Origin of the sequence: Pseudoalteromonas sp. P1-30 (assembly GCF_001400005.1) — a bacterium.
Classification (GTDB): Bacteria; Pseudomonadota; Gammaproteobacteria; order Enterobacterales; family Alteromonadaceae; genus Pseudoalteromonas; species Pseudoalteromonas atlantica.
The window spans coordinates 16613-41496 of the sequence record NZ_LKBC01000003.1 but is presented as its reverse complement, the minus strand read 5'-3'; the positions used below and the strand labels follow the sequence as shown (position 1 = coordinate 41496).

The 24884-nt window shown below is 41.3% G+C and carries 26 protein-coding genes; 18 read left to right on the top strand and 8 right to left on the bottom strand.

The window, feature by feature from the left end:
- Positions 1–35 precede the first annotated feature (35 nt).
- The 4 genes from AN395_RS08415 to AN395_RS08400 all read right to left on the bottom strand — a co-directional run bounded on the left by AN395_RS08415 (position 36) and on the right by AN395_RS08400 (position 2836).
- Positions 36–869: a mechanosensitive ion channel family protein gene (locus AN395_RS08415; protein ID WP_054982703.1), complete on the bottom strand. Its 834-nt coding sequence runs from the start codon at positions 867–869 to the stop codon at positions 36–38.
- A 37-nt stretch (positions 870–906) separates the two neighbouring features.
- The gene (locus tag AN395_RS08410; RefSeq protein ID WP_095206634.1) at positions 907–1626 is read right to left on the bottom strand and encodes an LrgB family protein; all 720 of its coding nucleotides are present in this window, start codon (positions 1624–1626) and stop codon (positions 907–909) included.
- On the bottom strand, positions 1619–1972 hold the full coding sequence (locus tag AN395_RS08405) for a CidA/LrgA family protein (protein WP_054982834.1): 354 nt from the start codon (positions 1970–1972) through the stop codon (positions 1619–1621). Before AN395_RS08405 ends, AN395_RS08410 begins: the two co-directional genes overlap by 8 nt.
- Before the next feature lie 72 nt (positions 1973–2044).
- Entirely contained in the window at positions 2045–2836 is a 792-nt protein-coding gene (locus AN395_RS08400) for a crotonase/enoyl-CoA hydratase family protein (RefSeq protein WP_054982702.1), read from the bottom strand.
- Between the two features lie 249 nt (positions 2837–3085).
- Between AN395_RS08400 and AN395_RS08390 the strand changes: the two genes are divergently transcribed.
- The 3 genes from AN395_RS08390 to AN395_RS08380 all read left to right on the top strand — a co-directional run bounded on the left by AN395_RS08390 (position 3086) and on the right by AN395_RS08380 (position 4766).
- Positions 3086–3415: an HI1450 family dsDNA-mimic protein gene (locus AN395_RS08390; RefSeq protein WP_054982700.1), complete on the top strand. Its 330-nt coding sequence runs from the start codon at positions 3086–3088 to the stop codon at positions 3413–3415.
- A gap of 66 nt (positions 3416–3481) precedes the next feature.
- Positions 3482–4261, top strand: a complete 780-nt coding sequence (locus AN395_RS08385) for a DUF481 domain-containing protein (RefSeq protein ID WP_276537847.1) — start codon at positions 3482–3484, stop codon at positions 4259–4261.
- Between the two features lie 16 nt (positions 4262–4277).
- Positions 4278–4766, top strand: coding sequence for a hypothetical protein (locus AN395_RS08380; RefSeq protein ID WP_054982699.1), 489 nt, complete (start codon positions 4278–4280; stop codon positions 4764–4766).
- Positions 4767–4807: 41 nt separating this feature from the next.
- Here AN395_RS08380 and AN395_RS08375 read toward each other — a convergent pair whose 3' ends face one another.
- Positions 4808–5293, bottom strand: coding sequence for a peptidylprolyl isomerase (locus tag AN395_RS08375; protein WP_004586217.1), 486 nt, complete (start codon positions 5291–5293; stop codon positions 4808–4810).
- A gap of 12 nt (positions 5294–5305) precedes the next feature.
- Complete coding sequence (locus AN395_RS08370) at positions 5306–6217, bottom strand: folate-binding protein YgfZ (RefSeq protein WP_054982698.1); 912 nt, start codon at positions 6215–6217, stop codon at positions 5306–5308.
- Between the two features lie 162 nt (positions 6218–6379).
- Between AN395_RS08370 and AN395_RS08365 the strand changes: the two genes are divergently transcribed.
- A complete protein-coding gene (locus AN395_RS08365; protein ID WP_004586219.1) occupies positions 6380–6631 on the top strand; it encodes a succinate dehydrogenase assembly factor 2 in 252 nt (83 codons plus the stop codon).
- A complete protein-coding gene (locus AN395_RS08360; RefSeq protein ID WP_004586220.1) occupies positions 6624–7043 on the top strand; it encodes a hypothetical protein in 420 nt (139 codons plus the stop codon). The genes AN395_RS08365 and AN395_RS08360 overlap by 8 nt, the downstream gene beginning before the upstream one ends.
- Here the strand turns inward: AN395_RS08360 and nadB are convergent.
- Positions 7018–8628 (bottom strand): L-aspartate oxidase, encoded by a 1611-nt coding sequence (gene nadB, locus AN395_RS08355; RefSeq protein WP_024033085.1) that lies wholly within the window; start codon positions 8626–8628, stop codon positions 7018–7020. The genes AN395_RS08360 and nadB overlap by 26 nt on opposite strands.
- A 245-nt stretch (positions 8629–8873) precedes the next feature.
- On the opposite strand from nadB, the gene rpoE reads away from it, so the two are divergent.
- The 10 genes from rpoE to pdxJ all read left to right on the top strand — a co-directional run bounded on the left by rpoE (position 8874) and on the right by pdxJ (position 17504).
- Positions 8874–9455 carry an RNA polymerase sigma factor RpoE gene (gene rpoE / locus AN395_RS08350; protein WP_004586222.1) on the top strand — a complete coding sequence of 194 codons (582 nt, stop codon included), beginning with the start codon at positions 8874–8876 and terminating at the stop codon, positions 9453–9455.
- 1 nt (position 9456) lies between these two features.
- On the top strand, positions 9457–10083 hold the full coding sequence (locus AN395_RS08345) for a sigma-E factor negative regulatory protein (protein WP_024033083.1): 627 nt from the start codon (positions 9457–9459) through the stop codon (positions 10081–10083).
- A gap of 4 nt (positions 10084–10087) precedes the next feature.
- Positions 10088–11038 carry a MucB/RseB C-terminal domain-containing protein gene (locus AN395_RS08340; protein WP_054982697.1) on the top strand — a complete coding sequence of 317 codons (951 nt, stop codon included), beginning with the start codon at positions 10088–10090 and terminating at the stop codon, positions 11036–11038.
- Between the two features lie 19 nt (positions 11039–11057).
- Complete coding sequence (locus AN395_RS08335; RefSeq protein ID WP_004586225.1) at positions 11058–11507, top strand: SoxR reducing system RseC family protein; 450 nt, start codon at positions 11058–11060, stop codon at positions 11505–11507.
- A 189-nt stretch (positions 11508–11696) separates the two neighbouring features.
- Positions 11697–13484, top strand: coding sequence for a translation elongation factor 4 (gene lepA, locus AN395_RS08330; RefSeq protein ID WP_029771928.1), 1788 nt, complete (start codon positions 11697–11699; stop codon positions 13482–13484).
- Positions 13485–13500: 16 nt separating this feature from the next.
- Positions 13501–14436: a signal peptidase I gene (gene lepB, locus AN395_RS08325; protein ID WP_004586227.1), complete on the top strand. Its 936-nt coding sequence runs from the start codon at positions 13501–13503 to the stop codon at positions 14434–14436.
- 2 nt (positions 14437–14438) lie between these two features.
- Complete coding sequence (gene rnc / locus AN395_RS08320; protein ID WP_004586228.1) at positions 14439–15116, top strand: ribonuclease III; 678 nt, start codon at positions 14439–14441, stop codon at positions 15114–15116.
- Complete coding sequence (gene era, locus AN395_RS08315) at positions 15106–16038, top strand: GTPase Era (protein ID WP_004586229.1); 933 nt, start codon at positions 15106–15108, stop codon at positions 16036–16038. The genes rnc and era overlap by 11 nt, the downstream gene beginning before the upstream one ends.
- Positions 16039–16058: 20 nt before the next feature.
- Positions 16059–16751 (top strand): DNA repair protein RecO, encoded by a 693-nt coding sequence (gene recO / locus AN395_RS08310; RefSeq protein ID WP_024033080.1) that lies wholly within the window; start codon positions 16059–16061, stop codon positions 16749–16751.
- A 21-nt stretch (positions 16752–16772) separates the two neighbouring features.
- Positions 16773–17504, top strand: coding sequence for a pyridoxine 5'-phosphate synthase (gene pdxJ, locus AN395_RS08305; protein ID WP_004586231.1), 732 nt, complete (start codon positions 16773–16775; stop codon positions 17502–17504).
- Between the two features lie 104 nt (positions 17505–17608).
- On the opposite strand, the gene barA is transcribed toward pdxJ, so the two are convergent.
- A complete protein-coding gene (gene barA / locus AN395_RS08300) occupies positions 17609–20383 on the bottom strand; it encodes a two-component sensor histidine kinase BarA (RefSeq protein ID WP_024033078.1) in 2775 nt (924 codons plus the stop codon).
- Positions 20384–20494: 111 nt separating this feature from the next.
- On the opposite strand from barA, the gene rlmD reads away from it, so the two are divergent.
- From rlmD to mazG, 3 genes are read left to right on the top strand one after another with little or no spacing between them, the layout of a single operon-like run.
- On the top strand, positions 20495–21820 hold the full coding sequence (gene rlmD, locus AN395_RS08295; RefSeq protein ID WP_054982696.1) for a 23S rRNA (uracil(1939)-C(5))-methyltransferase RlmD: 1326 nt from the start codon (positions 20495–20497) through the stop codon (positions 21818–21820).
- A gap of 8 nt (positions 21821–21828) precedes the next feature.
- Entirely contained in the window at positions 21829–23985 is a 2157-nt protein-coding gene (gene relA / locus AN395_RS08290; RefSeq protein WP_054982695.1) for a GTP diphosphokinase, read from the top strand.
- 1 nt (position 23986) lies between these two features.
- Positions 23987–24784, top strand: coding sequence for a nucleoside triphosphate pyrophosphohydrolase (gene mazG, locus AN395_RS08285; protein WP_054982833.1), 798 nt, complete (start codon positions 23987–23989; stop codon positions 24782–24784).
- The last annotated feature ends 100 nt before the right edge of the window (positions 24785–24884 follow it).

Sequence of the window (24884 nt, the reverse complement as noted above, 5' to 3'; positions counted from 1 at the left end):
AACAACAAAGCCGCATTAAGCGGCTTTGTTTTTTATTAAGAAAGGTCGCGCTCTTTAATAGTTACCACCCGCTGCGGAAAGGGTATTTCTATCTCAGCGCTATTAATGGCTTTATAAACGCCTGCGTTAATAGCAAGTTTGGTTTCTATTATTTTGGTTGTTGGCACCCAATAGCGATAACTAATGGTTACGCCGCTATCGGCAAAGCGCTCTATGCCTACTTGAAAAATAGGGTTTTGAGCCACCTGATCATGAGCCTTTAACACTTCTTCAATAAGGCTAACAGCGGTATCAGCGCAGGCAGTATAGGCTATGTCTATTTCTCCTTTAACTAACGAGTAGCTAAATGAGTTGTGAATAATTTCACCCACTATGTGCTTGTTAGGAATAGTGATTTCTACTTTTTCTTCATCAATTAAAATGGTGTAACCCAGCTCAATTGTTTTTACTTGGCCGCTGACCCCTTTTACTTCAATGGTATCGCCTACCACAAAAGGGCGCGTGGCAATAATAGCAAGGCCAGCGCCATAGTTTGAAAGCATCCCTTGTAAGGCCAAACCCGCACCTAGAGAGGCTGCACCTATAGCCGCTACAAAGGGGGTAACACTAATGCCTATTTTGCCAAGCGCTATCACTACAACCATCACAATAAGCAATACTTTTACCACGTTACTGACAAAGCTGGTAAGCGTGATATCGACATTATGACGAGCCATCAATTTAGCGACTAAATTTGAGAGTTTTTTAGCCACCCACAAACCCAGTATAAGAATAAAAACGGCACCCACAATTTGCATGCTGTAGGTAACTAAATACTCAGTGAGCATGGTGTAGTATTTTTCAAATTGTTCTATTTCAGAACTGATCATAGTGGGCTCTTTATATTGCGTAATTATTTTTTGCTAACTATAGCAAAGTGTTGACTAAAAAAGGATATAGCACGGGGACTATTATGGCGGTTAATAATGCGCTTAAAGCCATAGCAACCGAGGAAAACGCGCCTATTTTTGGGTGCTCGTCTAGTGCTGCTGCGGTGCCTATAGCATGGCACGCAGTTCCCATTGCTATTCCTTGAGCTTGGTGGTTATTAACACCTACCCACTTAATGAGCATTAACCCAAAGAGTGCACCTAGTAAGCCAATAAATATAACTAATGCTGCGGCAAGAGAGCTAATCCCCCCTAAGGACTCAGTAACTATTAACGAAATAGGCGTAGTTACACTTAACGCAGCTACGGAGGCGCTTAAATTGGCGGGTACATCAAATAAAATACTTAAAATAAAAGCCACCACAGTGGCGTTAATAATACCTAAGCTACACGTGCTTACTATTAACAGTAGATTTTTTCTGACATGTATAAACTGCTGATACAAAGGTAAGGCCAGTGCCACTATAGCAGGCTCTAATAGCCAACTAAGTAGTTGGCTATGCGTGGAAAAATCAGCATAAGGTAATTTTAAATTAACAAGCACTAAGGCAATAATCGCAATACTTAAAAACACCGGGTTGGTGAGCGACTTTACTATGCTGTGCTGCCAGTGTTTATTAAACGCTCTTAATAGTAAAAACAGCAAAATAATAGCGGGAGTTGTTAAGTACCATAGTGTAAGGTGCAGCTCAGTCATTGTTATTTTTACCTTTAACATAGCCAACAACGCTGCTTACCAGTAAAAGCGTACTGGCAGGGACGAGCAAAATAACCAAAACCAAATAGGGCCAATGCAGCTTAATAAGTGCAATGTGCTCGATAAATCCTACCCCCGCGGGTATAAAAAATATTGGCATAATATTTAAAATAGGGGAGGCCGAGGGCTTAATATGTTGCTCTTTCACTACACCTAACAGTAATAAACTCAGTAAAATAACCATGCCAAGGAGCGGTGCAGGGAAGCTGCCACCAATTAAGTGCATTATTAATTTAGCACACCCTAAGCACAGTAAAATAATTGCACTGCTAAGCAAGTACTTCATGATAATGGCTCATTAATATAGAAAGAAATTAACGTTAGCAAATACACACTATTATTAAATGCTAATTTAGTCTTACCAGCGCTTTGAATTTGCATAGCTTATATCTGTTTTCCCTTTTGCTTTGGCAATTGCTTTTTTAGTATTAGGATTGAGTAACAAGCGAATTTGGCTAAACGTTTCTTTAGCTAAAATTTGTCGTTGGTTTGTTGTGTAGCTTTGCTGAGTAACGCGCTTTATCGCTGCCAGTGTATCGGGGGAGCGTTCACGTAATATATTTAACATGCGCTGCGTGGCCTGTTCGGTATTGTCTGTAAGCTCTGTGACTAACCCCAGCTCGTAGGCCGTGTGTGCACTAATAGGGTTGGCGTGGCTTGCCAGCCAAAGCGCTTGGTCGCGCTTTAATAAACCAGCAAGCACTACATTAGCGCCCATATCGGGGCATAGCCCCCAACGCGCTTCCATAATGGCCAGTTTTGCTTGGGTATCAACAATTCTGTAGTCGGCGCCCAATGCTATTTGTAGCCCACCCCCTAAACAATTTCCGTTTATTTGCGCAATCACAGGTACGCTTAACGATTGCCAGCCCAGTACCACTTTTTGCGCTAGGTTTTGATTGCCAGGTAGCCATTTTAGCAACAGCCGAACAATGTTTAATGGTGAGGCCATCACTGCAGCCACATCAAGCCCAGAGCAAAAATGCTCACCATCACCTTTTATCACTACGGCGCGAACACTTTTATCTTTTTTTATACGTTTAATAGTGCTGTTTAATTGCATGAACATATCAAAGCTAAGTGCATTTTGTTTTTCTGCGCGGCTTAAAATAACGTTAGCAATGCCTTGTTGTATTTCTAGTTTTATCATTGCGCTCTCCTATTATTATGTGTTTGAGCTTATGATGTACGCCTTACTAAGTAAAGTAACGGTTTGTTTTATAATAAAAAATAAATTGAATTATTTTTAACTTTTTTAGTCAAAGCACTTTGAATCTTATTTAAGCTTAACTGCGCATGAGCTGGTAACAAAAAAGTCATTATTTTTAGCTGTTTTTTCTCAAAACACAGATGAGTTTTGATATTATGTGTGCACTTAAAATGCATTGAGGTTTTACCCATGTCAGGCCCACGTTTATATAGCGAAGAAGAAGTTACCCATCAAGCGTACGATATTTTTTTAGAGCTGGCGCCAAATAATCTTAGCGAACAAGATGTTGAAGACTTTAACGAATACCGAGAAGAACTTGGGTTTATTGAAGAGGGCGAGCCTGATGAGCAATGGCAAGACTTTGTAGCACTTGAAATAGAGTCGGAGTTATTTGTGCAAGTGCTAGTGGGGTTAGAGTTTGAAAACGAAGATGTGTTATTTGCAAAAATTTTAATTAGCCGTGATAAAGACGCGCCGTTTTGTCATATTTTGTGGAAAGAAACAGAGCACGCTGAGTAAGCAGTTTTGTTTGTATGTGCAAGAGAGTTTACCGTGCATAAGTATTTACTATTCGTGTTTTTAATAATGAGCAGCCGCTGTTGGGCTGTTGATCCATTTGAAGACTTTCATGAATATGGACAACTCTCTGATGAAGAAATTCACGAGCTACATAAAGGCGAAATGCTCTATGGCGATACTGAATTTGGCTTGATTTTAAGTAAGGGTAATACTAACTCTACCAGCTTTAAGTTTAGAGGGAATTTATACCAAGACTTCGAAAATTGGCGTAACCAATTTAAATTAGACACCTTGTATAAACGAGATCAAAACGAAGATACAGGGCAAACCGATGTAACGGCAGACCGTATTTTTGTCTCTGCACAGGGCAACTACAAAGTGGGCGTTAAAAACTCTTCATTTTTTATTTACGGTGACTACGAAGAAGATAAATTTAGCGGCCTAGATTACAAAAGCACGGTGGCTACAGGCTATGGTGCCAGAGTTTACCAAGGTGTAAAAAATAAAGTAGATATTGATATTGGCCCAGGTTTATATCGCTCTGTCGCTGATGATGAGTCAGAGGTAAGCGAAGAAGATGAAAATAAAACTGGTTATTTAGTACGTATTGCAATGCAGTGGGAGCGTTTGGTATCTAAGCGCACGCGCTTTAATCAAGATGTGAGTATTGAGCAGTCTTTGTCGGGGTTAAATTCGCGTTTGAAGTCAGAAACCGCTTTGATTAGCCAAGTTATAGGTGCGGTATCGTTAAAGTTTGCCTATATGTATCGTTATAATTCAAAACCTGAAGACGATAACCTTAAATACGACTCAGAATTAAGCGCCACGTTGGTGTACAGTTTTTAATAATAAAGAGAGCGTTATGTATCAGCATAAACAATATGCGATGTTTATATTTTTTGTTTTAGCATGGATAGGCGGCTTTGTAGTCCTAGCCTGGAACTTAATGGGCGCTGATGTGCCATTAATGGTATTTGCCGGTGTATTGGTTTTAGTCGGTTTTTTGTTTCATGGTTTAACCGTAAAAGTTGACGAGCAAACAATTAGTTGGGCTTTTGGCCCTGGCGTTGCGGGGCAACGTTTAGCACTTGCGGACATAGTAGAGGCTAAAGCGGTGCAAAACTCTTACCGCCATGGTATTGGTATTCGTATTACGCATGATGGGTGGGTGTATTCTGTATCCGGGTTTAGTGCGCTACAGTTAACCTTAAAAGACGGTACTAAGTACCGAGTGGGGACAAACGATCAGCAAGGCTTATTACGTGCGCTTGAGGGTAAAATAACACCCAGTGAAACCCCTTTAGAGGAACCGGCGCCAATAAAAACCGCAACCTACAACAATATGTTATAAAAAAAGCGCCTTAGGCGCTTTTTTTATAAACGGCGGTATGATTAGTGATCGTGACCACAACCGCCTTCACCGTGCACGTGGCCGTGCGCAAGCTCTTCTTCGGTTGCTTCGCGCACCTCTAAAATTTCTACATCAAAATTAAGGGTAATACCCGAAAGCGGGTGGTTGCCATCAACTATAACGTCTTCATCTTGAATCTCGATAATCATCACAGATTGATCACCATCATCAGTTGACGCTCTAAATTGCATACCCACTTCAATCTCCATGCCATCAAACATCGACTTAGGCACCGCTTGCATTAGGTTATCGTGACGTTCGCCGTAGCCTTCTTCAGGTTCTACTTTTACATTTAATGTATCACCGGCTTGCTTGCCTTGGAGTGCATTTTCAAGCCCTGGGATTAAGTAGCCTGTGCCAATAATAAAAACCAGTGGCTCGCCATCAAAAGAGTTATCAATGGTATTGCCATCGTTATCCAGTACTGAATAATGCATTTTTACTACTGTGTTTGGTGCAACGATCATAGTCATTCCTATTTATTCATCTTCAAGAGAGTAAGGTAGAGGCAGAATGCTTAGCTCTACCTGAGGGGTGTGCTTTGCACGAAGTACGTGTGTACTTGGTGTATCGTTTGGCAGCACAACAAGGCCAAATATGGTTTGGCTATTTTCGTTATAGCTTTGGGCAATTAGTTTACCAGCACGGCGCCAGTTTTCGCCCACTTGGGTTTCAAGCTCAGGCTCTTCAAGTAGGCCATCGCTTTTACCTGTAACAATATACATAGCGCGTTTGTTTTTACCTAGGTACTTCATACGGGCAACCGTTTCTTGGCCGGTGTAACAGCCTTTTTTAAAACTAATGCCGTTAATCGCTTGAAGGTTTACCATTTGTGGTACGTATTCGCCAATGGCGTCACTATTTAATTGTGGCTCGCCCGCTTTTATAGCGGCTTCTTGCCATAGTGCGCAGTTATCTAATGTAGAGACATCATCTGGCATACTAAATTGGCTATCAACCATTACTAAAACGCGATTTGGCGCTAACTTAAGGGCTTTACCACTTGGGAAATCACAGGCCGTTTGGTCATCAGAAAAACGAATATCAAGTTTTTCTAGTACTGGGGTTAAATCGTCACTGATCAACCCGATTAATCTGTTCGTAGAAACATCAATATCTACTTTGGCAAACACAGCGTATTTTTTTAGCTCACTGAGCGACTTCTCTACCTCAGGCTGTGAACCTGCTAAGTAGTAGCTATCTTGGTGAGAAAATAATTTAAACACACCCCACAACTTGCCTTTGGCACTGCAGTGACCAGCCCATAAATAATTGCTGTTAGATAGTTTATTGAGATCTTGAGTGATTTGTCCGTGAAGATAAGACAATTTATCCGCACCGGTTAGGCTAATAAGTTGGTGAGATAACGGACATGCATAAACGCTCGACATAAAAACCTTCTGTGCAATACAAATGAGTAGACATAATAACGCAGTTATAACCTAGGGTACAGCAACGAAGGCGGGCAGTTTTTTATTATTTGAACACAGATTAATAGCTGCTAATTAGGCGGGTATTTGTTAAACTCGGGACAATTAAGTATGAGGTTTAAAATGACTGAAATTCATAGTAAAGCACGTATACGCTGGGCTTGTCGCCGCGGCATGTTAGAGTTAGATGTTTTGTTTATGCCATTTGTAGAGCAGGCGTATGATTCGTTAAATGCACAGCAACAGGCTGTATTTCAGCGTTTGCTAACCCAAGAAGACCCTGATTTATTTGCATGGTTTATGGGCCATGAAGAATGTAAAGATGCTGAGCTTAATACCATGGTATCGCTAATTTTAGACCGAGTTCGTGTATAGGTTTACAGTAGTAAATAATAAAGCAGAACAGCGGCCAGTGGTGCTGTTTTTCTGCTTATTAAGTGTGGTATTAGGGCTTTATTTAAGCTCTTTTTTTAGCATTGTTGTTTGTATAACTGTAAATACAATTGCGTTTTACTGGGTATGGCAAAAAATAGTGGCTATTCACCCTGAAAGTGGCGTTATTATTTTAGAGCCTAAGCAAATACGCTTCGAAAACGAAAATTTAAAGGTTCAGGGGCAAATAACCCCTAAAACAAAAATATTAAATACTACTGTTTGGTTACACATTAAAGGTTTTAATAAACGCCAATGGCTTATTATTTCAGCTAATGGCGTAAATAAGCAAAGCTACGCACGTTTAAAGCGCGCAGCATTGATTGCCATTAATGGCGAGGTGGAATCAAAATAGTGGGTGTTGGGTTTTCATTTTGCTCAGGGTAGTCAATCGTATAGTGAAGGCCGCGGCTTTCTTTACGCTGCATTGCACTTCTAATTATCAGCTCGGCTACTTGCACTAAATTACGAAGCTCCAATAAGTTATTACTTACTCTAAAGTTTGCGTAATAATCATGTATTTCTTGTTGTAATAACTCAACACGGTGCAGTGCTCGTTCTAGGCGTTTAGTTGAGCGCACAATGCCTACATAATCCCACATAAATAACCGCAGTTCGTGCCAGTTATGGGTAATAACAATTTCTTCATCAGAATTACTGACTCGGCTTTCATCCCAACTTGGCAGCGCAAGTGGTGCTGGCGCATGCTCAAGTTTACTTAAAATATCTTTAGCGGCAGCGTGAGCAAATACAATGCACTCTAATAATGAATTGCTCGCCATACGGTTAGCGCCGTGCAAACCTGTGTAGGCTACTTCGCCTACAGCGTATAAGTTATCTAAATCGGTTTTACCGTTAAAGTCGCTCATTACACCGCCACACGTATAATGCGCGGCAGGAACAACCGGGATGGCTTCTTTGGTTATATCAAGCCCTACACTTAAACACTTTGCGTAAATAGTAGGGAAGTGCTCAATAATAAAGTCTTTATCTTTGTGGCTAATATCTAGGTATACACAATTTGCACCTAAACGCTTCATTTCAAAGTCGATAGCACGGGCTACTATGTCGCGCGGTGCCAGCTCTTCTCTATCGTCAAAGTCTTTCATAAAGCGAGTGCCGTCGGGGCGCTTTAAATACGCTCCTTCACCGCGCATAGCTTCGGTAATTAAGAAGTTTTGTAGCTCGGGATGATAAAGGCTAGTGGGGTGAAATTGGTTAAACTCCATATTGGCTACCCTACAGCCTGCACGCCACGCCATGGCAATACCGTCACCGCTAGATACATCAGGGTTTGAAGTGTACAAATACACCTTGCTTGCCCCCCCTGTTGCGAGCGCTACAAATTTAGCTGAAATAGTTTCTACTTTTTTTGCTTTTTTATTCCACACGTACATGCCATGAATATGCGAACCCGGCTTACCTAAGCTTTTATCACTAATCAAATCGATGGCATTGTATTGCTCGAGCAAGGTAATGTTTTTATGCGCTTTAACTTGGCTAATTAACGTGGTTTGTACGGCCTTACCAGTGGCATCGGCTGCATGTAAAATACGGCGATGGCTGTGTCCGCCTTCGCGGGTTAAATGAAAGCGCTCTTTTCCTTTGCTATCAAACTCCATATCAAAAGGAACGCCTTGCTCAATGAGCCATTGTAAACACTGATGCGCATTACTTGCAGTATAATGCACAGCTTCTCGGTCACATAAACCACCGCCGGCATCAAGGGTATCTTCAACATGTGATTCTATGCTGTCGTTTTTTTTATCAAATACTGCGGCAATCCCGCCTTGTGCATACAGTGTAGAGCCTTCGGTGAGGGCACCTTTACTGATCACAGTAACATTACAATAGTTAGCTAAAGACAATGCAAGAGATAAGCCCGCCGCGCCGCTACCGATAATAGCGACATCAGCAATATGATGTTTATTTTGGTTCATGTCAGAGGTACTTTGCGGTTACAATGCTCAAATTAGAGCAATATTTGTTTTTAATAGTGTAGTTGTATCATATTTGTCATATTACTACGTAGTGATTTTAATGGCTTAGCGCCGTTATTTACGACTATTTTATAAAAAAATAATATTAAGCAGAACTTTTTATTCATAAAGAGGTCAGAGTATTTGTGAACAATGGCGACACTATGAATAACCAGCAAGAATCAAACAGAGGAGTACCGGCTCGAATGAGCGAGCAGGAATTAGATTTAGCGCTTGTAAAAAGGGTCCAGCAAGGAGATAAAAACGCCTTCAACCTATTAGTAAAGAAGTATCAGAACAAAATTGCAGGGTTAATTTCACGTTATGTGTCTAACCAAGGCGATATTGCAGATGTAGCACAAGAGGCATTTATTAAGGCCTACCGTGCACTTCCAAACTTTAGAGGTGATAGTGCCTTTTATACGTGGTTATACCGTATTGCCGTTAATTGTGCTAAAAATTATTTAGTAGCTCAGGGCCGTAAACCGCCAGCAAACGATATAGACGCTGAAGATGCCGAGTTTTATGACGGTGCGGATTCGATGCGTTCAAACGCATCGCCTGAAAACTTACTGTTAAGCGACGAAGTACGCGCTGTTATTTTTAATACGATTGATAGTTTGCCTGAAGACCTTAAAACCGCGATTACCCTAAGAGAAATCGAAGGGATGAGCTATGAAGAAATAGCCGTGGTAATGGATTGCCCTGTTGGGACAGTACGTTCGCGTATTTTTAGAGCCCGAGAAGCAATAGATAATAAATTAAACCCATTAATAGGCGAGTCTTAGTATGACAAAAGCACACGTTAACAAGTTGGATAGCGAAACGTTATCAGCATTACTTGACGGCGAACAACACCTTGCAGAGGGTAAAATTTCTGATCAGGATGTTGCTACGTTTGGTCGATATGCGCTAATTGGTGATGCGATGCGTGCTCAAAAAAATAACAACGACATACACATCGATATAAGCGATAACATCGCCTTAGCACTTGAAAGTGAGCCTGTGTATGCCGATTTCACCCAATCGACAGCAAACAAAGCTCCAGATACCGAGCACAGTGAAGCGCAGCAAGACAACAAAGTAGTGGCGTTTAATTGGCGTAAGCCGGTTGCACAACTTGCTATTGCTGCAAGCGTAGCTATGTTTGCCATTGTTGGCGTAAATACCTTGCCGCAAGGTGCGGGCGAGCAAGAAAGCGAAATTCCGCTTTTACAAACTACCCCATTAACAGGTATGGCGTCGCCGGTGAGTTATTCATCAGAACCTGCTCTTGAAAACGCTGAGCAAGGTTTACGCGAATTACAGCAACAACGCATTGGCGCGTTAGTTTTAGAGCATCAACGTCAAGCACGTGTTGCACACTCTTTGCAAACAGCGCAAAATAGTGACAAAGCGCAAGAGGAAAAAAACTAATTAAATGAAAGTAATCACTTTTGTTCTGTCGTTGGTATTAAGCTTTAATGTTTTTGCTAACGACACAAATCCCGCCAAAGATTTATTACTAAACATGGCGAACGCAGTGCATACCCGTAATTTTGACGCCTCTTTTGTGGTGGTAAAGGGTAAAGCCATGGAACCTTACCGTTGGGTTCATGCAAAGCAAGGTGAAACAGAGCTTGAGCATTTAAGTTTACTTAATGGCGCGGGCTTAGAAATGGTGAGAATTAACGACCAAGTAACCTACTTTGAACCGCAATCGCAGCCATATTCTATAAATACAGACTCCATTGCTGGGCCAATACCTGAAGTATTATTTAAAGATATTGAAGCATTAAGCAGCCAATATGATTTTGTGCTAGGTGGTAAAGGCCGTATTGCAGGGCGAGCGGCGCAACTGGTGAGAATAGAATCAAAAGATGAATACAAATATAACTATTGGATTTGGCTTGATACAGAGTCATCGCTGTTATTAAAAGCCGCTTATGTTAACCACCAAGGTGAAGCATTAGAGCAGCTACAGTTAACCCATATTAGCGTAACAGAGCAACCAGCACCGATGATTTTAGAAGTGCTCAACCGTAATTTTCCAACGCCGTTACCAGGTAACGCACTGGAAGGTGAAAAAAGCAATGCCACAAACTGGCGCATTGGTTGGTTACCTAATGGCTTTAAATTACTAAAATCAGACCGCCATAAACTCGATTTAAACAACGAACTTACTGACTATTATTTATATTCTGATGGGTTTGTGGAAATTTCAGTTTTTGTACAGCGCCCCTTACCAGGTCGCCGCTTAAGCGGATCATTAACTTCTGGCGCAACGACAATTTATGTGCATAATGGCGGAAACTTTGATGTATCCGTTGTTGGTAATGTGCCAAGCCAAACCGCAAAGGCAATTGCTGAGTCAGTGACTCGCGCATTATAAACAATTCGTAAGGGTTGTTATGATTGAACAAACACTTACAGTGGTTGCCCTAGATGGCACCACTGCCCACTTAGAAGCCCAGCAAAAAAAAGCCTGCGAAGGGTGTAATGGTCGCTGTGGCTCGCAAGTCTTTGCCAAACTCTTTGGTAGCGATAAAAAAACCTTTCCCTATCAATTTGATACTCCTGTAGAAGTGGGCCAAAAAGTAACGCTTTCATTAGATGATTCGCATTTAGTCAAACATGCTTTTGCTGTATACATGCTGCCTTTATTTTTAGGATTAACGCTTGCATTTATTAGTGCCGAATTACTACTTTTAGCGCAGGGATGGCAAATATTATTCGCCGCTTTGGGCGGTGTAGGTGGTTACTTTTTAGCTAAAAGCAAAGTAAAAACACTCAGGCATGATGTAAAAGTGATAAAAATTCATCCAATTAGCCTTCCTTTAACGCAAATAGATGGTGATTAAGGCCAATTAAATGTAAAATTGCCGTTTTATACCAGAGTAACTTGGAAATACAGGGTAAAAAGGCAATCAAAAATTTGATTATCTAAAGCGCATTTAGCCACTTATATAGCACTTATACCCAATAAGTATTTTCAAGTCACTCAGGTGTTCGTACTTAGCCTATTAAAATAGAAGTTTAGAATCCAGTTTATGAAGCATATCCGTAATTTTTCGATCATCGCCCATATTGACCATGGTAAATCGACCCTTTCAGATCGTTTGATCCAGGTTTGTGGTGGCTTAACAGACCGCGAAATGCAAAAGCAAGTGTTAGATTCAATGGACATCGAGCGTGAGCGCGGTATTACCATTAAAGCGCAAAGTGTAACGCTTAACTACACTGCTAACGATGGCGAAACCTACCAACTTAACTTTATCGATACACCAGGGCACGTTGACTTTACTTATGAAGTTTCTCGCTCTTTAGCGGCATGTGAAGGTGCGCTTTTAGTTGTTGATGCCGGACAAGGTGTTGAAGCACAAACGCTGGCAAACTGTTATACCGCCATTGAAATGGATTTAGAAGTAATCCCTGTTTTAAATAAAATAGATTTACCGCAAGCCGATCCGCTTCGTGTAGCAGAAGAAATTGAAGACATTATTGGTATTGATGCCCTAGACGCTGTGCAATGTAGTGCAAAAACAGGTGTTGGTATTGCTGAAGTACTTGAAATGATTGTAAAGGATATCCCACCACCGGTAGGTGAAAAAGATCAACCTTTACAGGCGCTTATTATTGACTCGTGGTTTGACCCATACCAAGGTGTTGTATCACTAGTGCGTATTAAGCACGGTGAACTACGTGCCGGCGACAAAATAAAAATAATGTCGAACGAGCAAGTACATACAGCTGATCACGTGGGTATTTTTACCCCTAAACAAACCAACACGGGTATTTTACGTACCGGCGAAGTAGGGTTTGTTATTGCCGGTATTAAAGAAATACACGGCGCCCCAGTGGGCGATACGATTACGCATCAAAAAAATGCGGCACCAGTGCGTTTACCAGGCTTTCAAAAAATTAAGCCGCAAGTATATGCAGGTATGTTCCCAATTGCCTCTGATGATTATGAATCGTTCCGCGATGCACTTAATAAACTAAGCTTAAATGATGCGTCGTTATTTTTTGAACCTGAAAATTCAACAGCACTGGGTTTTGGTTTCCGCTGTGGCTTTTTAGGTATGCTACACATGGAAATTATTCAAGAACGTTTAGAGCGTGAATACGATATTGATTTAATTACCACGGCACCTACTGTAATCTACGAAGTAGTAACCAAAGAAGGTACGAGTCAAATTGATAACCCGTCTGACTTACCGGCGGTAAATGATATTGTTGAAATACGCGAACCAGTAGTAGAGGCAAACATACTTGTACCGCAAGAGTTTTTAGGTAGCGTTATTACTCTGTGTGTAGAAAAGCGTGGTATGCAAACTAAAATGAGTTATCACGGCAAGCAAGTCGCTGTAACTTATGAGCTACCTATGGCTGAAGTGGTTATGGACTTTTTTGATAAATTAAAGTCAACCAGTCGTGGTTTTGCATCGCTTGATTACAACTTTAAGCACTTTCAAACATCAGACATGGTACGTGTTGATATACTTATCAATGGTGAACGTGTTGATGCGCTCGCTATAATTGTTCACCGCGACAGTGCACAATCACGCGGCCGCCAACTTGCTGATGCGTTAAAAGAGCTTATTCCGCGTCAAATGTTTGATATTGCGATTCAAGCTGCAATAGGACAACATGTTATTGCCCGCACCACAGTTAAGCAATTACGTAAAAATGTAATCGCTAAGTGTTACGGTGGTGACGTGAGTCGTAAGAAAAAGCTATTGCAAAAGCAAAAAGATGGTAAAAAACGAATGAAGCAATTGGGTAACGTAGAAGTACCGCAAGAAGCGTTTCTAGCTATTTTGAAAGTTGGTAAATAAAAACAAAGGATTATAGATGGCTGGTTATTTCTCAGTTTTATTGGTGTTATTAACGTTAGGCTCAGGTTTAATATGGTTAATTGACCACCTAATGTATGCGCCAAAAAGGCAAGAGCGTTTGGCGCTTGCCCAAACATCTGCCGGTGGCCAGCTTGATGAGGAAACAGCGGCGTTAATAGCACCTGAGCCGGCAATTACAGAAACTGCAAAATCGATTTTTCCGATGATTGCAGCTATTACTATTTTTAGGTCGTTTATTTTTGAGCCTTTTCAAATACCGTCAGGTTCAATGATGCCAACCCTGTTGGTGGGCGACTTTATTTTAGTACAAAAGTACTCGTACGGGATTAAAGACCCAGTATGGCGTAGCCAGCTTGTAGATGTAGGCGAGCCTGAACGCGGCGATATTGTTGTTTTTAAATACCCGTTAGATGAGCGAGTAGATTATATAAAACGTGCTATTGGTTTACCGGGCGATAAAATTGTTTATCGTGATAAACGTTTATATATTCAACCTAATTGTAAAGAAGGCGAGACCCAGCAGGGTGACCTACTTTGTAATGAGTTTAATAAAATTGATTTTAAATTAATTAACGATAATGAGTTTAAACAAGGCCAAATGTCGCTTGCCCGAGTAAATGAAGATTTAACGACACTCAAGCACGACATTTTAATCAACCCACGCGCACCTGAACGTAAAGGGCGTTACTATCAGCAACCAGGTACTCCTTCGGATGAATGGACTGTACCAGCTGATCATTATTTTATGATGGGTGATAACCGCGACAACAGCCAAGATAGTCGCTTTTGGGGCTTTGTACCAAAAGAAAACTTGGTGGGTAAAGCTGTCTTTATATGGATGAGTTTTGAATTTGAGAATGGCCCAGATGATGTTTTACCAGGATGGGTTCCAACTGGTGTTCGTTTTGAACGCCTAGGTAATATTCAGTAACAATGAAAAAAAATGTAACAGAATTATATAAACGAATTGGCTACGAATTTGCTGATCAAGGTTTACTTGAACAGGCAATGACGCACCGCAGTCATAAAGGTCAACACAACGAACGCTTAGAGTTTTTAGGCGATTCAATTTTGAGCTTTGTTATTGCCAATGCTTTGTACGACAAATTTCCAAAAGCGCGTGAAGGCGATTTAAGCCGTATGCGCTCTACGCTTGTGCGTGGCCAAACACTTGCTGAATTTGGGCTAGAGTTTGGTTTAGGTGACTACTTGCGCCTTGGGCCGGGTGAGTTAAAAAGCGGTGGTTTTCGTCGTGAATCAACATTAGCTGATGCTGTAGAAGCCATTATAGGGGCTGTGTTTTTAGACTCAAACATAGACCGCTGTGGCGAGCTGATTTTAGCGTGGTACGAATCTCGACTTGATGCTATTTCACCAGGGCTTAATCAAAAAGATCCTAAGACCTTGCTGCAAGAGTATCTACAAGCGCGTAAGTTATCTTTACCGGGCTACACCGTTGTTGATACCAAAGGTCAAGCGCACAATCAAACGTTCACGGTTGAATGTATAGTTGAAGGTATGGATAGCATTATTTCTGTTGGTAGCTCGCGTCGTAAAGCCGAACAAAAAGCTGCCGAAAAAGCATTGAAGATACTAAAAAATGAATCTTGATACCTTAATACAGCCTCATGAAGGTGATATTGATACGTTTTGTGGCATGGTTGCCATTGTTGGCCGCCCTAATGTAGGTAAATCAACATTGCTTAATGAAATCATTGAGCAAAAAGTAAGTATTACCTCGCGCAAGCCACAAACAACTCGCCACCGTATTATGGGTATTCATACCGAAGGGCAACACCAAGCTGTTTATATTGATACGCCGGGCTTACACGTTGAAGAAAAGCGCGCTATTAACCGCTTGATGAACCGTGCTGCATCGAGTTCAATTGGTGATGTCGAGCTTATTATTTTTGTTGTTGAGGGCACTCACTGGAATGCCGATGACGAAATGGTACTTAATAAAGTATCGCAAAGTGGTAAGCCTGTTTTACTTGTTATTAATAAAATTGACCAAGTAAAAGACCGCGATTTAGTATTACCGCATATGAAGATGCTTGGCGACAAATTTGATTTTGTGGGCATAATGCCGGTATCGGCAACACAAGGTAAAAACGTTGATTTAATTAAAGCCGAAGTAACTAAACGCTTACCACCGTGCGAATTTTACTTTCCTGATGACTATGTAACCGACCGCTCAATGCGTTTTATGGCGGCAGAAGTTATTCGTGAAAAGCTAATGCGCTTTATGGGCGAAGAGCTGCCGTATTCTGTTACTGTAGAAATTGAGCAGTTTAAATGGCAAGAAAACGGTGTGTGGCATATCAATGGGTTAATTCTTGTTGAGCGTGAAACCCAAAAACGCATGGTAATAGGTAACAAAGGCGAAAAGCTTAAAGTGATTGGCCGTGAAGCCCGTAAAGACCTTGAAGAAATGCTCGATAACAAAGTGTTTTTAGAGCTTTGGGTTAAAGTTAAATCGGGTTGGGCAGATGATGAACGTGCCTTAAGAAGTTTAGGCTATGGCGAAGATTAACCTGCATTTAACCAACTAATATGGATAGCGACTTCTACACAGCGTACCTATTACATCGGCGTCCTTATAGCGACTCCCAAGTAATGCTCGATATGCTGGTAGAAGGCGTAGGCCAGCTAAGAATGCTAGCCAGAGTGAGTGGTCGCCAGGCCACTAAACACAAAGCACAATTGCAGCCTTTTCAGGCACTGCTTGTTCATTACAGTGGCAAGTACGATTTAAAATACATTAATAAATTTGAGCTACATGGTAATCCTTTATATTTAACAAAGGATAAGCTTTACTGTGGCTTTTATTTAAATGAGCTGACTAACCGCATTGTGCCGGTAAACGAGCCACTTGAACAAGTGTTTGAGCTCTACAAAACTCACCTAGAGAACTTAAATAGCGATGTCGATTTACAATCGGTGCTGCGCTCATACGAATTTCAACTATTAGAGTTGTTGGGTTATGGCGTCGACTTTAGCTTTGATGCCAGTGGTGAGCCAATTGATGAAAGGCAAACGTATAGTTACTTTCCTGAGTTGGGTTTTTTGATGCAACAAGATACGCGCTCAGGGTTTAGCGGCGCGCAGCTCAAAGCGATTGCTAATCATGATTTTAGCCAAAGCGATGTACTCTATATGGCAAAACAATTAAGCCGTTATTTACTAAAACCTTTACTGGGTAATAAACCATTAAAAAGCCGTGAATTATTTATGGCCTCTCAATAAACATATTTTACAGGTAACAAAATGAAAGACATTCTTTTAGGCGTAAACGTTGATCATATTGCAACGCTTCGCCAAGCGCGTGGTACATCATACCCAGACCCAGCACATGCGGCCAGTGTGGCAGAGCACGCCGGTGCAGATGGTATTACTATTCACTTGCGTGAAGACCGTCGCCATATTCAAGACCGCGATGTATACGTAATGGCTAAAACGATTCAAACGCGTATGAATCTTGAAACAGCGGTTACAGATGAAATGATTAACATTGCCCTTGAAGTAAAGCCTGAGTACGTATGTTTAGTACCTGAAAAACGTGAAGAGCTTACGACCGAAGGCGGCCTAGATGTGGCTGGTAACGTAGATAAAATTAAAGCGGCCACTAAAACACTGACTGATGCGGGTATTAAAGTGTCATTATTTATTGATGCCGATAAAGCACAGTTAGATGCAGCTAAAGCGTGTGGTGCACCGTACGTAGAAATTCATACCGGCGCGTATGCAGATGCCACTAATGATGAAGATTTACACAAAGAGCTTGAGCACATACGAGAGGGTGTAAAATACGCGGCGAGCTTAGGCTTAATTGTAAATGCAGGACATGGCCTTCATTATCATAACGTAAAACCAATTGCTGCAATGCCTGAAATTTATGAGCTTAACATTGGCCACGCTATTATTGCGCGCGCAGCTATTGATGGCCTTGAAAAAGCAGTACGCGACATGAAACGCCTCATGATTGAGGCAAGGTTATAAATTTAACCCCACGGTGGCACCATTTCATAGCAATACTTAATTAAGTAAAATGGTATTAAAACCTGTTAAAAGCGCATTTACTGCGCTTTTTTATTACGTGTTTTTTAGCGTTGATGCTCGGTAGCACTTGCATCTGCCATGAGGTTTTCCAGCTCATCCTGAAGCTCAAATAGTTCAGGCTCAACGTTATCTAGCACGCAATCACTTTTAAGTGAGGTTTCTATGGTTTCTGCCAGTGATTTAAGCTTAGGCACACCGGTATAACAGCACGCGCCATGGAATTTGTGGATAACACTTAATACCGTTTGGCAATCGTTTTGCTCAATAGCTTCGTTGAGCTGCGAGAGCGTCTCTGGCACACTTTGTAATAGCATATTGAGCATTTCCAGCGCCAGCTCACCTTTACCCCCTGCACGTTGTAGCGCAAGCGACCAATCTAAGCAGTTACTTTCAAATGGAGCTGGGCTTTGTGACGTTACACTTTTAATTTTGTCGCGGCTTACGGGCGATTGCGGACTATGATCGCATATAATTTGGCTCAGCATGTCCTCATCAATAGGCTTAGTTAGATAGCCTTTAAAGCCATCTTTTAATAGCTGCTCTTTTTCACTGTGCAGTGCATGCGCGGTTACCGCAATAATAGGTGTGTCTTCGTTTAAAGAAGACTCCTTAATAAGTTTACACGCGGTAATGCCATCCATAATCGGCATTTGTATGTCCATAAATATAACATCGTACTTATGGCTTTTACTTAAGCTGTATGCTTGTGAGCCATTGTAGGCCGTATCTATAAATTCAACTTGCTCTTTTAACAAGGTGCAAATAAGTTTTAAGTTTGCATCATTGTCATCTACCACCAGTACTTTTAATGGCAATAATGTTTGGTCGCTTGGCTCAATATTTAAGGTTGGATGATCAAGGCGATAAGGCGCAGCCAGTACTTCACATAATTTACGATGATTAAGCGGCTTACTTAAGCACGCATCGGCGCCGCTGCCAATAAACGCTTCGCGCATATTATGCGATACCGTATTGAGCATAAGGTATAAATAATCGCACGACTCGCGAACCATATTCACATAGCTCTTAAGTCGCTGCATATCATCTACCGATGCCATATCACCAATAATACAAATATCGTACTTAAACATTTTATGTTTGATGGCGTCTAAAAACGCTGCTTCATTAAAACAGGCGGTTACAACCGCTTCCCACTCGTTTAATACAGAAAGCACAGAGTGGTGCGTATGCTCGTGTGGCTCTAGGTATAATATGCGTTTACCAATAAGTGATTTAGAAGGTAAGTCGTTACTAAAGGTATGATCAGGCAACCTAAACACACCATTAAAGGTAAAACAGGTGCCGCTTCCCGGGGCTGAATTTAGCGTTATTCGGCCATTCATAGCCTCTACAATATGTTTGGTAATAATGAGACCTAAACCAGTGCCGCCAAATTTTCGGGTGATGGAGGAATCTGCTTGGCCAAATGCAGTAAATAACGCATCTTGCTTATCCATTGGAATACCCACACCGGTATCGGTTACTGATACTAAAATAGAAGCGCGGTCTTCATCTAATAAGCGGTAGCTTATATCAACTTTTATAGAGCCTTTTTCAGTAAACTTAATGGCATTACTTAACAAGTTAATAAGGACTTGTTTAAGGCGAGTGGGGTCACCGGTTAAATCATCAGGCACTTGTGGGTTGATATAAATAGATAGCTCAAGTTGTTTTTCATGCGCCGAGGGAGCTAATAATGTCATAACCTCGTTTACGCTATCGCGCAGTTGAAACTGGATTGATTCAAGCTCCATTGCGCCTGCTTCAAGTTTAGAAAAATCTAAAATGTCGCTAATAATTGTCAATAAACTATTGGCAGAAAGCTCTATGGTATCGAGGTAATCTTTTTGATGTTTATTTAAAGGTGTTTTATACAATTGGCGCGTAAAGCCAATAACCCCATTAAGCGGGGTGCGTAACTCGTGACTCATTTTAGCTAAAAAGTCGGACTTAACGCGGTTAGCATCTTGCGCCTCTTTTTTGGCCATGGTTAGCTGAATATTTGAAGTTTCGTATTGCTCTAGGGTTTCGCGGTAATCACTCGTGGCCTGATCAATATTTTTCTGCATTTCGTCTTTTTGCATAACCATAGTGTGGGCAATGGTATTAAGCCCTTCACGCAAAAGTTCAAATTCGCCCATCATGGTGTCGTTTAAACCCGTGTCTCTTTTACCCTCAACTAGTTTGTCGGTGGCAAGTACTAACTTATTAAGCGGGTTCATAAACATACGGCTAAGCTTAAGCGCTAAAATAGATGCCAATATTATTGAAAATAAAATAACAATGCCGCTAATTAAAACCGCTCGCTGCTGGCCTATAATCGCTTGGTCTTTGTTAAGTTGTAAAATAACGGTGCCAAGCGGGGTTTGAAAATCATTAATATCCCATTTTGATACCGGCGCAGAATGATTAAAAATAGGGGTGTAGAACGTGATTAACTCTTCTGATTTATTAATTTTTGTTGTGTGAAGATTTTCAATTTGTTCTTTTTGAGTTAGTTCATCAAACGAGCGATGATAGTTACTGGTCATAATAAGCTGATTGCTGGTATCAAAAATAGCAATCGATTTAATGGTTGGGGAGTGCTTATTGTGTGTGTAACTAATCAGACGGTTAAGCAGCTTTTTATTTTTTTCAAGTAAAGGCTGCTCTAAAGCAATTGCTAAGGGTTCAGATATTGAGCTGCCTTGTTGATATAAAATTTCATCAAGCTCAATGTAACGATTTATTGTAAAATAGCCGCCAAGTAACAAACCAATGATCACTGTGGGGATCAAGGTTAAGGTTAAAACAGAATCACGTAAGCCTAATTTGGTCATAATGGAAGCGTTATTATCATTATTAGTATGGATCGAGTATATACGGTTCATCGGCTATTCTCAAAGCATCTGATTTGCTTATACGTAATACAAAATTTAAGGTAATGCCGCATGGCGCAAATTTTTAAAGCAAAGAAAAAACCACTTAAACAGCAAACACTCACACTTAATATTACGGCCATGGATCATCAAGGGCGGGGCGTTGCCAAACACAATAACAAAGTGTGCTTTGTAAGCGGCGCTTTAATGAATGAAAAAGTAACGGCAAGCCTAATTGAAGATAAAGCCAAGTACAGTAGTGCAAAGCTGGTTAAGGTTATTAATCCAAGCGGTGCGCGCACGCAGCCTTTTTGTCAGCATTATAATCACTGTGGTGGTTGCCAGTTGCAGCACCTAGAAATAAATCAGCAAGTGGTTGAAAAGCAAAATGCAGTGACGCAACTGTTTCAAAAATTTGCCAAATTAAGCGACTTAAATTGGCAAGCGCCTCTTTTAAGTAAGCCCACTCATTACAGACGCAGTGCGCGTATTGCCGTAATGTATGATAAAGCCGCTAAAAAAATGCGAGTTGGGTATCGTGCGCCTAGCTCTAAAAATGTGATTAGTATTGAGCAATGTGATGTGCTTAGTAAGGCATTTACTAACGTATTTAGTATTTTTGAAACGCTTATTAATCAATACAAAGCGCTACACAGTATAAGTCATTTGCAGTTGTGCCAAAACGAAGCTGGGAACTTTATTGTTATTCGCCATACTAAAGCGATACCAGATGAAGCCAAAAGCTACGTACAAGAAGCAGCAAACGCACAGCAGTGGTTAATTACCTGGCAAGACAACAGCGATGTTATAGAGCAGGCTCATTTGCCTACGCCGTATTATTTTTTAGAAAAGTTTAAATTAAAATTTGAATTTGGCCTTGGTAATTTTATTCAAGTAAATGATGATGTTAACCAAGCTATGTTAGCTCAGTCAGTAAATTGGCTTAACTTGCAAGGAAACGAGCAAGTATTGGATTTATTTTGTGGTATTGGTAACTTTTCATTAGTGCTAGCCCAGCATGCTAAATCGGTTATTGGAGTAGAAGGGGTTGCATCGGCGGTTGCAATGGCGACGCAAAATGCGCAAACTAACTCTATCACTAATGCGCACTTTCATTGTTTTGATTTAACGCAAAAAATTGAAACAGCACAATGGTTTAATAAGGCGCTAGACGTATTAGTATTAGACCCTTCTCGCACAGGTGCTATGGCTGTTTTAGAGCAACTACCTTTAAAGCAGTTTAAAACCATTTTATATGTCTCTTGCGATCCTGTTACTTTAGCCCGTGACAGTGCAATTATTTCGCAAGCAGGCTTTGAAGTTACTAAAACTGGGCTAATGAATATGTTTCCACATACAGGACACATAGAAACAATGGCGTTATTTCAACGGAGGTAAAGCGTTTTATGGTCGCTACACGTCAATCACATCAGCAGGACGACAAAGGTGACTTTGCTACTAGCCTAAAACAGTTAGCGTTATCGCAAGAGAAAATAACGCTACTAAACAAAGCGCAAGCATTGTGTGTTACATGTGACAACCAAGCACGGCAAAACACGGCCATAGAAATGGTCGAGATTTTAGCCGAGCTAAATTTAGATGCAGAATCTCTCGCAACCGCGTATCTCACGCATTACTACTTAAATGACTTAGTAGACCTTGAAACCGTAGAAGCACAACTTGGCAAAAATGTAGCCATGCTTTTAACAGGGGTTGCGCAAATGGCTGCTATTAGTACTTTATCGCACCAAGGTAAAGGCACTATGCAGGTAGATAACATTCGTAAAATGTTACTTACCATGGTTGAAGATGTGCGCGCTGTAGTGATTAAACTTGCTGAGCAAGTGTGCCATTTACGCAATGTAAAAAATGGCGATGAAGAAGAGCGTGTTATTGCCGCTAAAGAAACCGCCGATATTTTTGCCCCGTTAGCAAACAGGTTAGGTATAGGCCAGCTTAAGTGGGAACTAGAAGATTTATCGTTTAGGTATTTACACCCCGACACCTATAAAAGCATTGCTAAACAACTTGATGACAAACGCCTTGCTCGTGAAGCCTATATGGAAGATATGGTTGCGCAAGTAAAAGCTCGCCTAAGCGAAGCCGGTATTGAGGCGCAAGTGTATGGCCGCCCTAAGCACATTTACAGCATTTATAAAAAAATGCAGCAAAAAAACTACGAGTTTGATCAGCTGTTTGATATTAGAGCAATGCGAATTGTTGTAGAGCGCCTGCAAGATTGTTACGGCGCGCTAGGTATTGTGCACACTAATTGGCGCCACCTAAATAAAGAGTTTGACGACTACGTTGCTACACCCAAACAAAATGGCTATCAATCAATTCATACCGTGGTATTTGGCCCTGAAGGGAAAACCGTTGAAATACAAATACGCACCAGCGAAATGCACCAAGATGCAGAGCTAGGCGTAGCCGCGCACTGGATGTATAAAGAAGGCGCTTTACCTGGGCGTGACTCAGGCTACGAGCAAAAAATTAGCTGGTTGCGCAAATTATTGCAATGGCAAGAAGAAGTGGTTGATGGGGGCGATTTAGCCGAAGAGCTTAAAAACCAAGTTGTAGAAGACCGCGTCTATATATTTACCCCAAGCGGCGATATTATCGATTTACCTGTTGGCGCTACACCGCTTGATTTTGCTTACTACATTCACTCAAATGTAGGGCACCGCTGTATAGGGGCTAAAGTATTTGGCAAAATAGTGCCGTTTACACATCAGCTATCAACGGGCGATCAGGTAGAAATTCTCACGCAAAAGCAGCCTAATCCAAGCCGCGATTGGCTAAATCCATCGCTTGGTTATATTAAATCGTCGCGTGCAAGGGCTAAAATCCATCATTGGTTTAAACAGCTCGACCGCGATAAAAACTTAAGCGCCGGTAAAGAGATTCTAGATAACGAACTGCAAAAGCTAGATTTAACCTACAAAGATTTAGACCCAGCTATTAAGCGCTTTAATTTTAAAGAACTAGATGACTTAATGGTTGCCATAGGTGCCGGCGATGTTCGCTTAAACCAAATGCTTAACTTTGTCAGTGATCGTACCGAAGAAGAACCCGTAATTCGTTTTAAAGCGCCAAGTAAAGTAACTGGCGATAAAAACGGCATTGTGGTGGATGGCGTGGGCAGCTTAATGAGCCACGTTGCTAAGTGTTGTCGCCCAGTACCTGGCGATAAAATAATTGGCTATATTACACAAGGCCGTGGCATTGGGGTACACCGCGAAGATTGCGATTCATTTAACAACTTAAAAGAGCAACACCCAGAGCGTGTTATATCGGTTAGTTGGTCAGATGAAATAAATGGCTCTTATGCGCTAAGTATAAAAATAGAAGCAAGCGATCGCTCAGGTTTAATTCGCGATATTAGCTCTGTACTGGCTAACGAAAAAGTAAATGTGATCAACATGAACGTTAATACTGTTGGGGCCGATCAGTTAGCGGTATTTACTATGCAAATAGAAGTGCATGACCTATCGGGCACAAACCGGGTTTTGTCTAAATTGCATCAAATTGAAGGTGTTCACAGTGCCAAGCGAAACCAATAAAATGGCAAACGTTAACGCACTTGAGCAACTACTCGATATTATGGCGTTGCTTCGCGATCCTACCGACGGTTGCCCGTGGGATCGCAAGCAAAACTTTAAATCGATTGTTCCGCACACGCTAGAAGAAGCCTTTGAAGTGGCCGACTGCATAGAGTCGGGTAATTTAAACGAGCTTAAAAATGAGCTGGGTGATTTACTGTTTCAAATCGTTTTTTACGCACAACTTGCTAAAGAGCAGGACATGTTTGATTTTAACGACGTGGTTAGTGAGCTAAATAGTAAACTTACCCGCCGTCACCCTCATGTTTTTAACACTAAGCAAGCGTTAACCGACGAGCAATTAGCAAAGCAATGGCAAGCAATTAAAGCACAAGAGCGTGCAGCAAAAGTACAGCCAAGCAAAGCCTCACTTTGGCAAGATATACCCACCAATATGCCAAGCCTAACTAAAGCTAAAAAAATTCAGCAGCGTGTTGCCGCACTTGGTTTTGATTGGCCAAGCTACCACGGGGCACTTGATAAAGTAAGTGAAGAAGTACTTGAAGTAAAAGAAGCGCTTGAGCACGACCCTTCATCCGATCATACAGCAGAAGAAATAGGCGACTTATTATTTGCCACGGTAAATGTGGCTCGCCATGTTAAACGCGACCCAGAGCAACTACTCAGACAAGCCAACGATAAGTTCTCGGCGCGCTTTGAAAAAGTGCAAGGTTATTTAATTGCAAAAGGTAAAAGTTTAGAGCGCGCAACGCTTGACGAAATGGAAGAAGCATGGGAAGCCATTAAAAAAGCGAAATAAGATTAGCTCAGTACAACCTAATGTTAATCACCGAACATTTTTTGTGCGTCTAAACGCTATTTTTAGCTGGATTGCTCAACGCTGTTTTGGTACAATTTCG